This window comes from Parasphingorhabdus sp., assembly GCF_036568145.1.
Lineage (GTDB): Bacteria > Pseudomonadota > Alphaproteobacteria > Sphingomonadales > Sphingomonadaceae > Parasphingorhabdus.
This window is the reverse complement of record NZ_DATCTC010000025.1, coordinates 61,203-80,450: the sequence shown is the minus strand read 5'-3', so window position 1 is coordinate 80,450 and position 19,248 is coordinate 61,203. Positions and strand designations below refer to the sequence as shown.

Sequence of the window (19,248 nt, the reverse complement as noted above, 5' to 3'; positions counted from 1 at the left end):
TGATCCCGATAGTATCCGTGCAATGATTAATAAAAACTGCATTGCATTGGCTCCACACCGCACGGCGGACCGCCCGCACCCAGCATTTCTGGCTTGGCATCGTGAACATTGTTTCAAGAATTAAAATGACAATAAGCGAACTAGTCTCTGCAGCAAAAGCCAGCTAGCTATTAGCTTTGTCACGCAATGTTTCTATCGCCTTGCTGACCAGAAGCATCTCATCGGCAAGACTTTCTTCGCGTTTGTCACTGGTCGTATCGTCCTTGCTCCATTCGGAATCCATCATATGCTGAAGATCGGATTGCCAGCTTTCAAGCAGCTCCAGTTTTGTATCGTGGTCAAGCCCCTTGTCGCTGACGATATTCGCGGGTGTCTGGTACTTTTTCCTTGGATTATCTGAACGGTTCATAAGTGGCCTCCATGCGAGAGGTTAACCCGCATAAACTGCAAAAGTTGCATGGTCTGACCGTCAGCAATCTTTGGCGGTTATGGCGTATCGCCATCTGTTTAGTGAAATATGACTTAGCCTAAATCACGAGACAGCCAATCAAATGAACGCAAAAATATTTGCAACTTTTTAGCCCTTCATTCGTGAATGTTACGACCGATAGGACGGCCTCCGTCCTCCGTAATCTGGCCTGCCAATTTCAGTCTCATTTAAGCAAGGATGACCTATTGCCATGTCTGACAAGACGCATCATGAAAAAGATGAATCTGAAGGTTCGACGAAAGACGGGGAAGAACTGGCGGACGAGCGTACATCGTTGGCTGATGACCGTACCGAGTTTGCGGAAGACCGCACTGTAATGGCTAATGAGCGCACCTTTGCCGGATGGATGAGAACAGGGTTGACGTCTGTCGGGATAGGATTGGGTTTTAATGCGCTGTTTAGTACGATGGAGCCCAACTGGTTGCCAAAAGCAATTGCGACGGCATTCATCACGCTGGGGATATATATATTTTATGAGGCCCAGAAGAACGGCTGCGCCGTATTCAAAAGGCTAGACGCCCATGATGCAGAACCATTGCAAGGAATGAATCTGAGGTTGATCGCCGCGATAATGGGCATAGCTTCTTTTGCCCTCATCATAGGTATCTGGATGATGACAGTGCCTTCCCGATAATATTAATCATCAAATTGCTATCATCGGAAATAGCTCGTCCTTCTTTTCTTTTTAAAACGCTAGACCGGCTTATCCTGCTATCGGTTTCGAGCCCGACCGCGGCGACTGGGGAAGCTATGTTTCGATAGTTTTTACTCCCCGGCCCAGCAACTCAATCTGATGGCCGTCAGGGTCGGCGAGCACCGCGATACGCATTCCCGAATAGTCGACCGGACCGATAATCGCTTTTGCTCCGCGTTCGGTCATCCTGCCCGCGATTTTATCGACATCAGAGACAAAATAGCCGGTTGGGCCCTGCGCATCTCCGCCGTCGATAGCGCGCCCATCTTTCCAGCTGCATAGAATGATACTTGCTCCCTGTTTGGACGGGGTGAGGACGACCTCGTCAAATTCCCCTGCATCGATCCGGCGATCTTCGCTGAAGCCTAAGCATTTAGAGTAAAATTCAATGGATCGTTCTATATCCGTAACGAAAACTTTGTAAAAGGCTGGTGCTGTCTCGATCATTGCATTGGTCATTGGTTCGGTCATTATCCGTTCTTGAGACATTCGTAAGTTCCTGTTTTGAGAGGCTATACGGTTCTATATCGGCGATTTGCTGAGCTTCGCGCTGCGTGGGTTATCTCAAGGAGCTTGTGTCTACTCCCATAACAGCGCGACAATGGGGATGTGGCTGAAAGAGGGGGGGAAGGCAGCCCTCTGGAGCCGCCTTCCGAAAGGAGTCAGGCAACTGCCCGTCCTGCATCTTACTGATAGTTCATCATCACATCGTAATTGGTGCGATAGAACATATCTTTGGTCGTTTCATCAATGCCTTCGAGCGTTTTCTCGAACTTGCCTACTGGATCCTTGGTTCCTTCAGGATGCGGATAATCGCTGGAAAATAGGAACAGCTCAGGCCCGGCATCACGGATCATATTGCCAACATCTTCGCCAGGAAACGGTGTGAATTTTACCGCACGCCGGATATATTCGGATGGCATCATGTCCATTTCCTGCAGATATTTGTCCGTCCGCGAAAAGGATTTATACGCATAATCAATTCGCCGAAGGAAATCAGGAACCCATCCCGCGCCAGATTCAATCACGCCGCCACGGAGCTTGGGAAAGCGATGGAAGATTCCGTCATAGAACATTGCAGTCAGGAATTCTTGCGGCGCAAAACACAGGGCAGTAAAATCGTCGAAACGAAGATTCTCACCGCCGCCGTGTAGATCGGCCGAGCGCTGGCGACCATTATTATGATAACCCTTGGGTTGAGTTTTAGTACCCGTGCCAATGTGGATCATGAACGGGATATTGCGATCTGACAGCATCTGCCAAAAACGATCATGGTCAGGATGACCGGGCGAACGGTCGCCAGACGGCATCGGGGCAATTCCCACAGCGCCAGCGCCAGCATCAATCGCCCGCTTCGCTTCGGCCAGAGCCATATCTGGATCGTCGAGCGGTACATAGGCTACATTGACCAACCTTTTGTCACCATCGCTAAATTTCTGCTGAGCCATATTGGCGGCACGCACGATCCCGTATTTATCTTCTAACGTTTCCGCCAGAGCCATTCCGGCGAGGCAAGCGGTGCTAAAGACGAGTTGGCTAACAAAGCCATATTGGTCGAGCATGCGTGCACGCTCATTGCTGTCAAACGCGCCATAGGCGAGCCAGCCTTTTTCCCCGGCAATCGGGTTTTCGGCCGCTGCAGTATCAGCTGCGGCGTCAGTCGCACGCTCTTTAGCCTTGTTGATCAACGCAACGATGCGACCCGACTTGTCGGCTTTGTAAAGCGTACCGTATTTCTCGCGCAGGCGTTCGTCGAGAAATTCATACATCCAATCTTCTGTTTCCATGGTGTGGCTGTCAGCGTCGTTAATAACACGGCCATAAGCATATGACATTTTTACATCTCCTCATTTTCTGTTCTAGTTCTTAAAACTACCACTTAAAAGGTATTCCTGTCAACGAAATGACTCCATTTAACGGTAGATGGTCCCCTTAGTGCGATTACTAATTAGAGTTTCTGTTATTTTAGGACAATGGGTTATTAATCCAGACGAACCCGCATGGTTACGCCGAACTGCCGTGCACTATATCGCGACAGATATTGTGCATATCCACCCGAGGTATCAGCCGCATTGGGAGCAAGCAGCGTGACATATTGTTTGTCGAGCAGGTTGCGGACAAATCCCCTGAGCTCAAATTTGCCGTCATCCAGAGACAAGCCAACCGACCCGTTCCAGATTCCGAAAGCGGGCTGAATGGTCATCGGATCGCCATTGGCGGAAAATTGTTCGCTGCTGCGCCATGAATAATCGGTTGAGAACAACAGATCGACCCCTTGCGACAGTGAGGCTTCGTAATTAGCCGCCAGATTAAATTTGAACTTCGGTGAGTTGGCTAAGCGATTGCCTGATGCATCTATGATCGGGCGACCATCGACGATCCGGCAACCATTTATTGGGGTCGGAACTGTCCAGTCATACGGGCAGGACAGGCCGTCAAGATTCTTATATTTAGCATCAACGTAGATACCGTTGGCGCTCAGGCTGAGGCCTTGTACCGGGCGAACCGCCAATTGTGCCTGGATCCCCTTGGTTTCAAGGCCGCCAGCATTGGTTGTGCGGAATCCGGGAGGGTTGGTACTTGTGTCATAGATCTGTGTCTGGAAATCGGTGAAATCCTCATAGAAAAGAGCGGCGCTCAACGTGGCGCGATTGTCGAGGAACCTTGCCTTGACCCCAATATCATAAGCCCAGACTTTTTCTGGCCGGATTATCGGATCAATTCCAGGTGTAATCACACCACTCGACGCGAGACCGGGCCCTTTATACCCGCGTGCGGCATTTGCATAAACCATCACGTCAGGCGTGAGATCATATTCGCCCGTTACCTTCCATGAGAAATTGGTCGTTGCACCGTTTTCGGTCGTATCTCCCGCCACACTACCGATAATGGCCGAAGATCCTGGAAGCGAACCGGGAAGGTCATAGGCATTTCGGCGTGCGCGCAGGTCGTCACGGGTCAGGCGTCCCCCAATCCGCAACCGCAGTGCATTGGTGGCGTTCCACATCACTGACCCAAAGCCGGCATAGCTTTCTGACCGGAAGTCAGTTTCAATCACCGCGACAACAAGCGGCAGTGGTGATGGACCCAGAAGGCGCCCACCAGCTTGATAGTAGACATTATTTGTGCTGTGAAAATAATAGAGACCGGCAAGCCATTCAATTGTCTGCCCAGCAGGCGAAGCAACACGCAGTTCTTGACTGAACTGCTTATAGTCATAATCTCCGCCATTATAATCGAAGCGATCAAGAGGTGTTTGGTCACCATCAAAATCAAGAATATAGTGGTTATCACGATAGGCAGTAACCGAGGTCAGCTCGATACCATCCAAGTCAATATCAAGCTGACCACTTACGCCCTTGTACACACGTAGCGGCGCACCCGGCAAAGTGCCAAACGGCTTACCAGCGACAACGTCCAGATTATCTGGTCCGGGAGTGATGTCATATTGCTCTAAATAATTAGCAAGGTTCGCATTCGTGCCCAATGTCCGTACGGTGGAAAGACAGCATATCGAAGTGTCCTTGGAATAATCCGCTGACAGTAAAAGGCTTACATTTTCGGATGGTTCATAAAGCAGCTTACCGCGGAAGCCGTAACTGTTTTCCCCATTATAAGATTCATTGAGAAATTTGTTATTGATGAACCCGTCACTGCGATTGCGGAAGCCGACCATGCGTATCGCAAGTGTCTCACCGATCGGGACATTGAGGACGCCGGTGTTGCGAAACTCTCCGTCGGTACCGACCGTCACCGACAGATCAGCGGTCAGGTCGCCGAGGCGCGGTGAATTGGTGACGATGTTAACAAGACCCGCCGAAGCATTCTTGCCGAACAGCAAGCCCTGTGGACCTTCCAGAACTTCGACACGACTGATGTCGACCAGCGAAGCCGCTGACTGAGGCTGACCAAGTACTACACCATCGACAACCGTGGAAACACTCTGCTCGACTGTTGAAGAAAAAGTTGACGTTCCGATACCGCGCACAGCGAAGCCTGACGAGGTTGGCATTGGATTGTCACGAAAGGTAAGTGCTGGTGCAATTCGTGTTAGGTCGCTCGGTTGTACAATCTGCAAAGTCTCGATAGCCTCACCAGTTGCGACAGTGATCGACTCTGAAACATCCTGAACATTCTCAACCCGTTTACGTGCTGTCACCAGGATTTCTTGGGTTCCATTACGCGCCTGATTGAGGGTTTCATCATGTTCAGCTGCTTGTGCCCATGCCGCTGCGGGCAAGCTGATTACCGTAACCGCTGACACTAGCAGCCCGAGTGAATTTGTAATTGTTCTCTTGTGCATTTCTTTCTCTCCCATGCGTCCCTTTATCGGGATTTGCGTGGAGCCTGATAATAAATTGAGTTGCTGTCAATATTATTTATTGAAAAAATAAGGTTTTATGATCTTTGTCAGTTTTAATGAACATATAATGGTATGTGAGTCATTAATTAATCTGAAAATATAAAACCATGTCAGGAACGATGCCGGAGATGCCTGAAAAGTCGAGCAGGAGAAGAGGCATCTCTGAACTAGATCGGGCTAATGAGTCGCTTGTACTTGCCCATATCTCACAAGAGGAGAAAATGACGAGCGCACACCATTTCGCTAACATGCAAATTTTCTAAACCAAAACATCGCAGATATTTTTGTTGACAGGAACACCATAAACACCTTTGTCAGTGCCTCCAATAAAACTGATCCGCATGAATGGGCAGTTATCAGATAGAGAGAGATTGGTCCGATGGCACGTGGCGAGGAAGATGCGAATATCGAGAGAGCGTCTGCAGAGGCGAAGGACCCGAAAATGCCGTTTCTTGCCCGTTTTTCTTTTGGATTCGGAGCGATCTCAACAGCGGTAAAAAACGCTTCCTTCGGTTATCTTCTGCTCTACTATAATCAGGTCATCGGAATCCCCGCAGTAATTGTTTCAAGCGCGATTGCTGCGACGCTGATCATCGACGCACTCGTTGACCCCTTTGTCGGGCGTTGGTCCGATATGACGCGCTCACGTATTGGCCGGCGACATCCCTTCATCCTTGGCGCAGCAATTCCGACTGGGATTTTTTTTATTCTCTTATGGTTCCCACCTGCCGGACTTACCGATCTTCAGACTGGCATCTGGATTTTCGTTGTTGCGTCACTAACCCGCGTAGCAGTCAGCGCCTATGACATTCCTTCTACTGCTATGGTTCCTGAACTGACCGGTGATTATGCCGAGCGAACAAAGCTATTCTCACTACGCTTTTGGTTCGGCTATGTTGGAACATTCGCCTTTGTCGCTTTCAGCCTGTCATTCTTCTTTGTGCAAACGCCGGAACATCCCGTTGGACAGTTAAACCCTGATGGTTATGTGAAATTTGCGTTCGCAGGCGGCTTTGCAATGATGTTCGCAATACTCGCTTGTGGTCTTGGTACACTTAATCAGACTCCACGCATGCGCCAAGCCGATAAGCCAGCTTCCTCTCCTCTGGGATTAACGGGCCATCTGAGCGAAATACTGATCGCTTTTCGTCACCGCAGTTTTCTGGCGATCTTCGGATTCGGAGTGTTTAAATTCACCGCAATCGGCATGGCGGGTGCGATGTCTCTCTATTTCAACACGTATATATACGATCTGTCAGCAAAGCAGATTGCCTTGCTCGCGTTCGAGGCAGTATCAGCAGCGACACTAGCAGCACCGTTCGCCCCCTTCTTCTCACGCAAGCTCGGCAAGCGGAGGACGGCGATGCTGATGGCAATGCTCGGTATACTCCTTAATGCCTTGCCGCTCATACTGGTATATTTCGGCCTCTTCTTTCCCTCGGGCGACACTCGGGTTGTACCAACGCTGCTCGTTCTTGGCACATTTTCAGGTGCTTTTATTGCCATCTCGCTCATCAACACCAGCTCGATGCTGGCCGATGTGGTGGAGGATTATGCCGTCAAGTCGGGCAAGCATCTTTCAGGAGTATTCTTTTCAGCCTCCAGCTTCATGCAGCAATGCTCGGCAGCACTGGGTGTGCTCGCGGCGGGCCTAGTACTCGCTGTGGCGAATTTCCCCAAAAAGGCAAATCCGCAGACAGTCACGCGCGAGATGGAGCTTTCCTTGCTGATACATTATGTACCAACTATCTTGATACTCTGGTTGTTGGGGTGTTTACTCCTCTTTTTCTATGATATTGATCAAAATCGTCACCGCACTAATGTCGGTAAACTGCGCGCGCTTGAGGCCGAGCGAAATGCCCGTCAGCAGCAAGACGCGGGTATAACGCCTACAACCTTATGAGGGGGCGAATTGCAATGCGCCGCGACCATGTTAGGGATTATTCATGGCCGATATGAATCCGCAAAGTGAAAAACAGCCTCGTATGCGCGGGGCAGATCGCGCGGCTATGATGATCGAGGAGGCAGACCGGCAGATCAACGAGCGTCGCAACGCCCGTATATCACCTGCGGACATTGCCGGCGACATCGGGACCAGCCGCTCGCTGATTTATTCATATTTCCCGGATTCCAGTGCGCTGTTAATCGCAGTGCTTGATCGGCACGCGGAAATCTTATCGCAAGCAGGCATTAAGGAGGCAGTTGCGCGCTACGACTTCGCCTCGTCGATGATCGATTGCTCGCTAATCTATCTTGATCATGTCGTCGCTCATGGCGCAGCGATAGAACTTTGCTTCCGCGACAAATGGCTCGCCCGTAACCTTGACGGTGCGATGCGCACGCTTGGAAAAGGTATTTACCGCCAGCTTGCCCGCCAAGCGCAGCATGAGCTAAATTATTCGGTGCGCGATGCGCTTGGTACCGTACAGATATTACAGAGTATCCCCGAAGAAGCCGCACGTCTTGTGCGGAGCGGTCATATCTCATTGTCCGTGGCGCATAACCTTTGCCGCCGACTTATAACCGCATCAATCGATGAATTGCGCCCAAGCTTCTAGTCGATTTTGAACGGACATATTACTGTATAGGGGGCTTGGTAAAACAAGAGCTTAAACGAGATTTAGGCGGTTGATCGCTTCGCTCGCACCTTTCTATGGCTCCGGATACTACCTATCACCATCGGTAGGCACAGACGTATTGCATCCTCGGTCGTCAAGCGGCCCGAGGATACCAGACTGCCTGCGCGTAGGCTGATGGCGGTAACCAGCCAATTGCTCCCATAGGCCTCTTCCTCGCTCATGCCGTAGCTAGAGGACATCGCCTCAACGATCGGCTTGGAAGTCATCGTCCGTGTAATTTCAAAATCCCCACGCATAAGTTTGCGTACTTCGGGATCAAGCAACAAGGTCTGAAGCAGCGCTCCCCGGCGACCAGCTTCGCTGAGATAGTTCACCGTTGACATCACGATTTGTGTCATCCGGTCGTGACCACGCTGTTCGACAGCATGGCGCGATTCTTCATATTTCGCTACCTCGCGGCGAGCGAGTGCCAAGAGCAAGTCAATCCGGCGGGCGAAGCAATTATGCGCTTGCGCTTCCGAAATCCCGGCCTCTCGTGCAACGCGATTAAGGCTGACTTCATCAATCCCCTCATCCAGGCAAATACGTCCGGCAATGTCGAGCATTTGAGCCTTCCGCTCTGCGATGGGCAATCGCTTTCGCCCTTGTCTTTGTGCGTTACTGTTCGATGCGGAGCCGGTTGCCCTGATATCATCGCTTACGGAGGGCAGGAGCGAGGGGCGAGCCTTCCTCCGATCTGCAATAGATAATCTCCAATAATTTCGAGTGGGGCGTGGCACGTGCAACCGATCGCACATCTTGGCGACGCCGCTGGCGGTCATGCCCAAAGCCTGGGCAACCTCGTGGAGCGGCGCGTCCCATACTTGGCGAAACAGTTCTTCACGTTCGTTTGAGCTTCGGAGCATGCCTTTTTATACTCATTTGTCGAATGAATGCTACCTTATTAAAGTAGGCGCATCCACGGCACAGCACCAGTGAAAGTCTGTCGAAAGACGGGTCGTTGGGCTACGATGGCAGCAGTCCCTCTAACGCTTCGCTTAAGTTTGGGAAGGTGACGTCCTATCCCAAAATCTCAACTCCGCACAGCTATCGATAAAATCCTGCGCGTCTTGGTCGTTCGAAAGTTCGACACAGCCTTCGTCTAGTTTATCGGAGCCTACTACCTCCTCCAATATGGCACGACTATTGGCATCATATGCTATGAATTTTGCATGGGCAAAGGCGTCTGAGATAAAGTCCTGACTAGGTTTGTCTGAAGCTAATTTAGTAGCAGTTTTCTTGGACATTAGAATGGCCACAGCATCATACAGAACCGATGGTCCGCCATCTATTTTCTGATCCGCCGGCATAAGTTTGCCATCAGACAATTTCGCTCCGCCTATGTGCGGGGCAATTATTTCATAGGTCGCACCGGTATTTTTTACTGCTCCTTGAAGGGCTTCTACCAGTTTCGCGTTTCCGCCATCGGCAATATAGATACCCAGTTTGCGACCTTTAAAGCTCGCAGGGCCATTTTTTATAATGGATAATGCAGGCGAGGGTTTCAAATCTGTGATTGGCTCACGGGCAGCTTTAGCGGGCTTGGGTAATTTATCTAAACCCAGCCCTTCACTCACTTGTTGGGCCAGATCCTCGTAAACATTACGTAAATGGGAAACGACGCGTTCGCGAATAGCCGGATGCTCGCATTTTGAAAGCTCGAATATAAACGCGTCCGCTATATGCGTTTGTTCCAGAGGGGTTTGAGAAACATAGAATTGGCGTGCTTGACTGTAATGGTCTGCAAAGCTTTCTGAGCGCTGGCGACCTTTTGTCCCGCTTATTTCTTCGGGGAAACTTTTAAAGCCCCGCTCGGGATTTTCGCGCGGGTTCTGTTCATCGCGATCCCAGCTATTCGGCTCATAATTGATCCTTCCCTTGGGATTAACCGTAGCCATATGCCCGTCTTGCTGAAAATGGCGAACAGGACAATGCGGTGCATTGACGGGGATGTGGGTGAAGTTGGGGCTACCCAGACGCTTGAGCTGCGTATCCAGATAAGAGAAATTTCGCCCCTGCAACAAGGGGTCGTTCGTGAAATCCATTCCCGGCACAATATTCTGCGTGCAGAACGCCACCTGTTCGGTTTCGGCAAAGAAATTGTCTACATTATTGTCGAGAACCATTTTCCCGATAATCCTAACCGGAACCTGTTCTTCGGGAATGATTTTTGTCGGGTCAAGAATATCAAAATCAAAGCTATCGGCGAACTCATCATCGAAAACCTGTATTCCCAAATCCCATTCGGGGAAATCGCCCATGTTAATGGCGTCCCACATATCACGGCGATGAAAATCCGGGTCCGCACCATTTATCTTGACCGCTTCATTCCAGATGACGGATTGAAGGCCTTGGCGTGGTTTCCAGTGATATTTTACATAGTGCGATTTGCCTTCCGAATTGATTAGCCGAAAGCTATGGACGCCAAAACCCTCCATGAAGCGGAAGCTGCGCGGGATGGTTCTGTCTGACATCTGCCACAATACCATATGGATGGCTTCGGGCGTGAGCGAGATAAAGTCCCAGAAATTATCATGTGCGCTTTGTGCCTGTGGAAATCCGCGATCAGGGGCTTCCTTCACTGCATGAACCAGATCCGGGAACTTGATCGCATCCTGTATGAAAAACACCGGAATGTTATTGCCTACCAGATCCCAATTGCCTTCTTTTGTGTACATTTTAACAGCAAATCCGCGGACATCGCGAGCGAGGTCAAAAGAACCCTTATTACCTGCAACAGTGGAAAAGCGGCAGAATAACGGCGTTTTCTCACCAACGCGCTGGAATATGTCGGCGCTGGATAGTTCCGGTATTGCCTCGGTAAGTTCAAAATGCCCGCGAATGCCATAGCCACGCGCATGCACCACGCGTTCGGGTATACGCTCGTGGTCAAAATGGAAAATTTTCTCCCGCGCTATATGGTCCTCAAGCAGCTGTGGACCCCGTGCTCCGGCAGTGAGCCAATTCTGATCGTCAGCAATGGGTGCCCCTTGCGCACTGGTCAGAGTCTGGTCAGCATCTTTTGTAGTTTGGTGCGTTTCTCCGCTGCTACCTGTTTTATCATTAGACATGTATTCGGACTCCTTGCGGTTGGGGGAGCACCGTTAACGTTTGACTCACGGGAAAGTTGCAATGACGATATTCTGGAAGATTTGGGAAAGAAATGCCAGTCAAAGTAGGGGTGACTTATTAGCTGTTAGAGTCCATTTGCCGTGTGTGTTAATTTGGTTAGTATAGAAAATTCTTGTCCTGATATGAAAACTATTATAGCTCTTCACGCTCTATGGCGAATTTGGCTGCCTCACCGCTAATAGGAAAGGCGCATTAAAAGGCCGGATTTGCAAACACGAGAGGGAGTCGGATGAAGGTGCGCGCTAAGAGAAAATCGAAAATGAAATTGCTGGCATTTTACCTGTTAAGCGGTTCGGCGGCAATGTTCATGCAGGCACCCGCTTATGCAGATGCCCCAGGTCAGGAAAGTTCAGAAAGTTCGGGCGCCAGCTATGCACAGCCGGAAGACTGGACAACACAGATCCAAGGTTCGGCCACCATTTTTACCTCGCCGGAAAAAAATCTGAACCTAGCTGTCGTGGATATAGCAGCCGCACCAGACGCCCGGACGGCGGCGACAAAGGCCTGGTCAGCATATAAGACCGATATGGAGGAGCGCGGAGTCCGGCTGGTTACAAAGAATGCCCCCGGGGACGGCTGGGATGAGCGTGTCAGCATAACCTATGAAACTTCACCTAATGAAAAAAAGGTGGTGTCCGCACTGGCGATGAGAAAGGATAACGCATGGACCGTTATGATTATCGACGGAGCGGATGCGACGGCCAACAAGCGTTCTGCGGCGATTTCGATCATGCAGCAGAGCCTGCGCCCCGACGGCTATAAGGTTGAAAGCTTTGCGGGAAAAACTGCGCACAAATTAACACCAGAGCGTATTGAAACTATCCGCCAATTTGTCGCCGATTCCGCACGCACGCTCGACGTTCCCGGTATAGGAATCGCCTTGATTGATCAAGGCAAAGTGGTTTGGCAAGGCGGCGTTGGTGTCCGCGCCCTTGGTTCTCCTGAACCTGTTGACGAGAATACAAAATTCATGGTGGCATCCAATACAAAGGGGATGGCTACGCTTCTCCTTTCCACGCTGGCAGACGAAGGCAAACTTGGCTGGGATGATCCGGTAACATCGCTTTATCCCGCATTTAGACTGGGCAGTGACGAGACGACGAAATCAACGCTGGTGAGGCATCTGGTTTGCGCTTGCACCGGACTGCCACGCAAGGATTACGCTTTTATCCTTGCCGACAAAGGTGCACCGGCGACAGATACCTTCCGGCAACTGGCAGAATCCTATCCGACCAGCGATTTTGGCGAGTTATTCCAGTATAATAACCTGATGGCTTCTGCGGCGGGGTATCTGGGTGGCGCACTGGTATATCCGAAAATGGAACTGGGCGCGGCATTTGACCGTGCAATGGAGGAACGCATTTTCAAGCCGCTGTCCATGGTCAACACAACATTCGACCACGACAAAGCCATGAACGGCAACTGGGCGCGGCCACATGGCCTGAGCGTAGATGGCGCGGTGGAAGTTATTCCGAATGATTTCAATTTCACCGTCGATCCGCACCGCCCGGCAGGTGGCGTCTGGTCCACGGCAGCCGACATGGCGCATTATGTTCAGCTTGAATTGTCAAAGGGGCTGACCCCGGACGGAAAGCGTCTGGTTAGCGAGGAAAATCTGCTGGAGCGCCGCAAAAGGGGCGTTCCGGTCGGGGAAAACAGTTGGTATGGAATGGGCCTGTTTGAAAAGATTTCATCAGGCATTCCCGTTGTTACCCATGGCGGTACTTTGCTAGGATATCACAGTAATTTCTTTGTGCTGCCTGAAGCCAATATCGGCGCGGTTATCCTGACCAATTCCGATGGCGGGGCTGCCATGATTGGTCCGTTTTTCCGGCGTTTGATGGAGGTTCTTTATGACGGCAAGCCGGAAGCTACGGATGAAATTGCAGCGGCGGCGCAGCGTATAAAGGCGCAAAATGCAAAACGGCGGACAGAATTGACTGTGCCGGGCGATGCAGCCGTGCTCGGCAATCTGGCGAGCAAATATGTTAGCCCAGGGATTGGCACGATTACTGTCACTGATCGGGATGGGACGAAATGGGTGAAAGCTGGCTTTATAGAAGGGCCAATTTCCACCAAAGTCAACCCAGACGGCAGCATTTCCATAGTCTCAACCGCGCCCGGTGCTATCGGCTTGACAGCTTTGGTCGGTCAGGCGGATGGAGCGCGCACGCTGACCGTGCGTGATGCCCAGGACGAATATGTCTATACTGAGGTCCGCTGAATAGGACATAGAATTGCAGTATATTGAAATACTGCAATTCCATGCTGCCTGCGTCGTTGCCTAGATAAGCGTATTCTTTGGGTTGCCAGAATTATCCAGAGTAACGATCTTATACCTCGTTCCTGAATGTTGCCTTGTTTCCAATCAATGGATCGGAAACGCCGGGAGCGCCTGTTTCAACCCTTCCCGCATATCGTCGCCCGAAATCCGGCATTCCTTCTACAGTTACGATGAGGTCATACCACCGGTCACCGTCCTTCAGGTCCACTGAGACGGAGGTAGATTTACCAGCGCCGAGTTCAGTAACCTTCTCATATTTAAAATAGGCAGCCGATACAAGGCGTAGCCGGAGAGGCCCGGCGGTCGGATTGTGAAATGCAAAGTTCATCCATGCACCTTTTTCTGCTACCTTGCGCACTTTCGGCGTGCAGATAACTTCAGGTGTCGAGGTCGTGCAATTTCCCGTAAACTGCCGGAAAAAGCCATTCGGACCGTGCACTTCGATATCGTATGTCTCGCCAGAAAATCTGGCCATGTCCACCTGATCGCGCAAAGTATCTCCCGCTTTAACCGCATAGGAAGCCATCGCGACATTGGCGGGAACGCCGGGAATGCTGTGTGTCTGACTTCCGTCTTTTACACCATGGAGATATATGTTGAAGGGTGCGCCAGACGCCTTGTCTCCGAACAATGCATTACCGGCAGTCATGGCGATTTCAAAGAAGCGGCGGTCAGGGGAAAGTTTGCCTTGCACCGATAATTCATAAGGCAACGCGCACGCAGGCCTTACACCCTCTTCCTGCCATAATGTCTCTTTCAACAACTTGGCTTCGGCTTGAGGCGTGGCATAGGCGCCTCGTTTCACTTCCTGAAAATCATCGGGCAACGGTTTGAATCGTGCTTTTTCTATAGCTACGAGATGGTCGTTGCGCTCAAGGAAAGGCAGGTCAGGCGAGCCCGCATCGGCGGGATGAAAGCAAGTGGTAAGATCACCACTGACGGCTCTGCGCCAGGCGGAGATTTCTTCCTGCCTGACGTTCTTGCCGAATTTCTTTTCTACGAAGTTTTCCACAAACTGAATGATCGAGCTATGTTCGAACACCTGCGAATTTACCCAGCCGCCCCTGCTCCACGGCGACATAATGATCATTGGAACGCGGTAGCCCAGCCCGATAGGTCCGTCCCGCACATCCTTTTCGGCGGCTCCCTGAATGCGCTCGTCTTCGGCATAGGCATATTCCGGTGCCGGATTGAGTCCTTCCGAAACCTTACCCGTTTCCGGGCGCTTCGGATTACATGCAACAAAAGGCGGCACATGATCGAAAAACCCGTCATTTTCATCAAAGCTGACGATGAAGATCGTTTTCTTCCATAATTCCGGGTTTTCGGTGAGGATATTCATAACCTCGGAAATGTACCACGCTCCATAAAATGGAGCGCCGGGGTGCGCGGAGAAATTGGCCGCTGCTACCAGCCACGAGACCGTTGGTAGCGTGCCATTCTGTGCATCACTTCGGAACTGATGCAACACATCTCCCTTGGGAACTTCCATTGTCTCCTGTCGCCCGCCTTCTTCGAATTGGATAGTTTCCAGAGTGCGGAAGTAGGGATCACTGCTGTTGCTCGTAAAGACCTTGGAATGGATCGAACGATCCTCCCCATTCAGTTTCGCGAAATCAGCTTTGCCGTGCGAACGTTTTTTCTCCAATTTTTTATCTTGGGCTGTGTATGCCGAAAGCCACCCACGAATGGCCTCTGCTTCTGAGGAAGTAGGTGCTAAGCCCGCAAGCTGTTTCTCCAGCTCTGCCCTGCGTTGCCGAACTTTCGTCTGCCAGTCGTCCAGTAACCCTAACGTATATTCTTTGAAGCGCGGACTGAACTTGGGCTTCACCGCAGCAAAACGCTCCATGGTGTTATCCCCATCATTGCCCAGCCAGTTTTGATCATCAGGGCTTAGCGGTGTCTCGCAATAGCTGTCATTTTGATAGCATCTCCAACTTACGCCAGCCTTTTCAAGGCGTTCGGGGAAGCTGGTCCATGCCAGAGCACCCGGGTGCGTCTGTCCGTTTTTCAGATATGCCAGCGATCCGGTTCCATGTGGCTCACGCAATGTTCCTGACCACATATGCAATCGATTGGGTGCTGTTTCGGTCAGACTTCCGCAGAAATGCTGGTCGCATACAGTAAATGCATCCGCCAAAGCATAATAGAATGGCAGATCCTGACGCGTGTGGTAAGCCAGCGTAACAGGGACATCGGGATATCGAGGATGGGTCTTTGCAGTAACCCAGTTACTGTAGGTTCCCCCATTCCAAGCGTCGAGATGATCGGAACGCGAATGCGGTGTAGCTCCCATCCAGGTGACCCGTGTTTCCTTCAGACTGACATGCCAAGGCGTATAGGCTTTGCCGGTCACATCACGTTGAATGAAAACCGATGCCCCATCGCCTTGCCGGATCGTACGGCGGTCATTGAAGCCTCGCACTCCTTGCAAAGTACCAAACATATGATCGAAGGAACGATTTTCCTGCATCAGGATGACAATATGTTCAGCATCCAGATAGGTCGTGCCCGGATCGGGTGTAATCGCGAATGCCTTCTTAACCGATGCTGGTAACAAGCCGGAAGCGCCTGCCATGCCAGCTATAAATGCCCCACTTTTCAGTAGATTACGACGGGTGTGCATGCTCTTGCTCCTGATTATTCGATGAGATGTGTCTGGCAGATTGAAAAGCGAAAAGGCTGCCCCTGAGGGGGCAGCCTTAATTCGATCAGAAGTTGAAACGAACGCCAGCCCGGAACGTCCTGCCGATCAGGTCATAATAGGTAGCAGATGAACCATAAGGCGCGCTTCCGATCCCTGGTCCACTTCCAACAACCGGTGGTTGCTTGTTTGCAAGATTATCCACCGCCAGGTAAAGTTCGGTGGCGTCAAATAACTTGAACCCGACGAAAGCATCCAGATACAGAGCACCATCGATACGGTTTCTGTTTGTCGTGGGATTTTCGGGAGTGGATGTCGGACAGTCGGCCTGACATTCGATCCCCCTTGTCATATAAACGCCCGAGCTTAAACCACGTCCGGTCAGCGACATAGTGAGCCGTTCGTCCCGATAGATGCCCTGCACCATATATTGCCATTTCGGCGTGCCTCCGTTGTTGGCACCAAGGCTGGAAGAGGGGTCTGCTACACCATTGTCCGACTGGGCTTTGGTGTAGCGCGTTGCAACGCCGCGTAATGAGAAGTTCCCACCCAGTGATGACGAAATATCGGCAAGGGCTACATTGTAGGAGGCTTCGAAATCAATTCCGCGGACTGACTGGCGTGCCAGATTGACCGGGCTCACATATATTTCGCTAATAAGCCCGCTGTCATCACGCTGGATCAGTCCACACAGCGTCGTGTCGCCGCGATAGCATTCGTTCAATATCGTGCCTGCGCCAACGGTCGCCACCGCGTCTTTTACTTTGATATCAAAATAATCCGCCGACAATGAGATACCCGGTGCGAAAGAGGGTTGTAACACCACGCCAAGGTTCAGCGTGTCGCCTTTTTCGGGTTTCAATACGGGGTTACCCGAACGAATTTCAAAATAGCTGACAGGTTCGTTATCCCGGAACGGGTCGGAAATCAGGTAGGTGTTGGTCTGACCCGATGCATAAAGTTCAGAGAAATTTCCTGCACGAATGTCACGCGAACGTGTCATACGAAAACGGACACCGTCCACTGGTTCGTAATTGGCACCGACTTTCCAGGTCGTTACATAACCGGAGGTGCTGTAATCGGTCGCGCGGACAGCCGCATTGATGCTGAGCTCTTTTGCCCAGGACGCATCTTGCGCTAATGGAACAATGGTTTCGAGATATGCTTCGGTAACATGATATTGGTTGTTGATAGGCTTGTAGTTACCGGCCCAGTAGCTATTGGTGAGCGACAGTTCGTCAACATGGCTGCGAAGCTTCTCGCGGCGATGTTCCACACCCATCGCAATGGATACAGGCCCCGCCCAGGTTGAAAAAGGCTCACCGCCGAGGCTTGTTGCCAGGATATCTTGCGTGAGGGTTCCGCGCAGCCAGTTATCACCCAGAACATAGTTCTTCGCTGCCTGGGAAACAGTGCCTGTGCCCAGAATATTATACGGCACACAGCCATTGTTAGGATCGTCGAGTGAAGAGCGGCAGACAATAACCCCGTCACTATTTCGCACGGAGTCGATACCAGCACGATAGCGGGATGTAATAGCGGCGTTGGATCCGTTAAAAATTTTGCTGACATTACGATTGGCCGAGATATCCCAGTCCCAGACGGTACCAAATATGTCGGCATTGCCGGTTAGACCAAGCAGGTAGCGGAACTGGCTGCGTTTTGTATCGGTTTGAATACCGCCGAGATCGGCGTTCCAACTGCCGACATCAAGACTGGTGAGCCCAAGCTCGTCCATCCGGGTGCCGATTTCGGTCGGCAGGAAAGCATTGTCGCGTTGAATGGTAATACCGCCAAAGTTAAACTGCGGCGTAGAACGCATGGACGTGCTGGCACGGCCATAAGAAAACTGGCCGTATACTTCGACATTATCGGATAATTCGTAGCTCAGCCGGGCAAACAGATTTTGACGGGAAATGCGGGGATCCATATCTTGGATGCCTTTACCGAAATCGGTATATTCCCAGTCACCACCGGTCATGAACGGATCAAATACGATATCACCCACATTCAACTGGGCAGGGGTACCGTTTTCTCCAAAATACAGGCCGCGTAGTTCGCCGCTTGTTACGATAGCGCCCGGCGCGATGGTGGAAAAGCCGGTGTTTTCCATCACCAACCATTCCGGCTGGCCATTACCCGCCTCGTAATCGGGGTTCTTGAAGCGCTTTGCGCCCGTATACCAAGAGCGAGGAAGCCCTTTCAGACCGGCATTATACGCGTGTTCGCCGCTTATCAGAAAGTGGCCGCGACCATCCGCAAAAGAGGAGCCAGCCGCAAGTCCGATCCGGTAATTTTCGTCGTCACCATGAGTTGTGATGCCGCCCTGCACGTCACCCTTGATACCGGTAAATTTCTTATCCAGAACAAAGTTGACCACGCCAGCCACGGCATCTGAGCCCCAAGCGGCTGAAGCGCCGCCGGTAACCACATCAACGCGACTTATCAGCAGATTGGGCATGAAGTTCACATCGACTAGGCCGGTGTTGATCGTTGATACGGGAACGCGCTTGCCATCCAGCAGGATTAGCGTGCGTTGCGCTCCCAGATTGCGCAGGTTCAGTGCGTTGATACCGGTGCCGCCATTACTGATCTGGCCCAGATTGGTGCGAGGTGTCGCACTACCCGCCAGAGCCGGTAGACGGTTGACGATATCCGCGATGTTGTTCGGTGCGGTTGTCGCGATTTCAGCTGCGCCAAGCACGGTGGTGGGGGTTGGTGCTTCATAGCCATCCCGAACAATACGTGAGCCAGTCACGACGATGCTGGCGGCACTTTCCTCATCCGATAGCTCGACATTCTGCGCCATCACCGAAGAAGGTAGTATTGCTGAGGCCAGTACGCCAACAGCAATCATGCTGGTGGATGTGCGAAATTTATTAACAACCTGACGGCCGAAGGTATTCATCGAGATCTCCTCATTTAATGATGTTCCGGAAACCGGCTGTATCCGACTCGAAAAGCCGGTCGGCCTGTGTGATTTCCTTCGAGGAGCGACCTATCCATCTAATGAGACAACTTTA

The 19,248-nt window shown here is 51.3% G+C and carries 12 protein-coding genes; 4 read left to right on the top strand and 8 right to left on the bottom strand.

Annotated elements, in window-relative coordinates; genetic code table 11:
- Positions 1–163: 163 nt before the first annotated feature.
- A complete protein-coding gene (locus VIN76_RS09220) occupies positions 164–409 on the bottom strand; it encodes a hypothetical protein (protein ID WP_332041553.1) in 246 nt (81 codons plus the stop codon).
- A 271-nt stretch (positions 410–680) separates the two neighbouring features.
- Here VIN76_RS09220 and VIN76_RS09215 point away from each other — a divergent pair, with 271 nt between their 5' ends.
- A complete protein-coding gene (locus tag VIN76_RS09215) occupies positions 681–1,124 on the top strand; it encodes a YidH family protein (protein ID WP_332041552.1) in 444 nt (147 codons plus the stop codon).
- A 114-nt stretch (positions 1,125–1,238) separates the two neighbouring features.
- Here the strand turns inward: VIN76_RS09215 and VIN76_RS09210 are convergent, their stop codons facing one another.
- The 3 genes from VIN76_RS09210 to VIN76_RS09200 all read right to left on the bottom strand — a co-directional run bounded on the left by VIN76_RS09210 (position 1,239) and on the right by VIN76_RS09200 (position 5,487).
- On the bottom strand, positions 1,239–1,655 hold the full coding sequence (locus VIN76_RS09210; protein WP_332041551.1) for a VOC family protein: 417 nt from the start codon (positions 1,653–1,655) through the stop codon (positions 1,239–1,241).
- A gap of 215 nt (positions 1,656–1,870) precedes the next feature.
- The gene (locus VIN76_RS09205; RefSeq protein ID WP_332041550.1) at positions 1,871–3,019 is read right to left on the bottom strand and encodes an amidohydrolase family protein; all 1,149 of its coding nucleotides are present in this window, start codon (positions 3,017–3,019) and stop codon (positions 1,871–1,873) included.
- A 146-nt stretch (positions 3,020–3,165) separates the two neighbouring features.
- Positions 3,166–5,487, bottom strand: a complete 2,322-nt coding sequence (locus VIN76_RS09200) for a TonB-dependent receptor (RefSeq protein ID WP_332041549.1) — start codon at positions 5,485–5,487, stop codon at positions 3,166–3,168.
- 439 nt (positions 5,488–5,926) lie between these two features.
- Between VIN76_RS09200 and VIN76_RS09195 the strand changes: the two genes are divergently transcribed.
- Positions 5,927–7,450: an MFS transporter gene (locus VIN76_RS09195; protein ID WP_332041548.1), complete on the top strand. Its 1,524-nt coding sequence runs from the start codon at positions 5,927–5,929 to the stop codon at positions 7,448–7,450.
- 43 nt (positions 7,451–7,493) lie between these two features.
- Positions 7,494–8,105, top strand: coding sequence for a TetR/AcrR family transcriptional regulator (locus tag VIN76_RS09190; protein ID WP_332041547.1), 612 nt, complete (start codon positions 7,494–7,496; stop codon positions 8,103–8,105).
- 62 nt (positions 8,106–8,167) lie between these two features.
- Here VIN76_RS09190 and VIN76_RS09185 read toward each other — a convergent pair whose 3' ends face one another.
- Both VIN76_RS09185 and VIN76_RS09180 read right to left on the bottom strand, forming a co-directional pair.
- The gene (locus VIN76_RS09185; protein ID WP_332041546.1) at positions 8,168–9,031 is read right to left on the bottom strand and encodes a hypothetical protein; all 864 of its coding nucleotides are present in this window, start codon (positions 9,029–9,031) and stop codon (positions 8,168–8,170) included.
- Positions 9,032–9,163: 132 nt separating this feature from the next.
- Positions 9,164–11,236, bottom strand: coding sequence for a catalase (locus VIN76_RS09180; RefSeq protein WP_332041545.1), 2,073 nt, complete (start codon positions 11,234–11,236; stop codon positions 9,164–9,166).
- Positions 11,237–11,526: 290 nt separating this feature from the next.
- Here VIN76_RS09180 and VIN76_RS09175 point away from each other — a divergent pair, with 290 nt between their 5' ends.
- Entirely contained in the window at positions 11,527–13,521 is a 1,995-nt protein-coding gene (locus VIN76_RS09175) for a serine hydrolase domain-containing protein (RefSeq protein ID WP_332041544.1), read from the top strand.
- A 109-nt stretch (positions 13,522–13,630) separates the two neighbouring features.
- Here the strand turns inward: VIN76_RS09175 and VIN76_RS09170 are convergent, their stop codons facing one another.
- Positions 13,631–16,207, bottom strand: a complete 2,577-nt coding sequence (locus VIN76_RS09170) for a phosphocholine-specific phospholipase C (RefSeq protein WP_332041543.1) — start codon at positions 16,205–16,207, stop codon at positions 13,631–13,633.
- A gap of 85 nt (positions 16,208–16,292) precedes the next feature.
- A complete protein-coding gene (locus VIN76_RS09165) occupies positions 16,293–19,133 on the bottom strand; it encodes a TonB-dependent receptor plug domain-containing protein (protein ID WP_332041542.1) in 2,841 nt (946 codons plus the stop codon).
- Between the last annotated feature and the right edge of the window lie 115 nt (positions 19,134–19,248).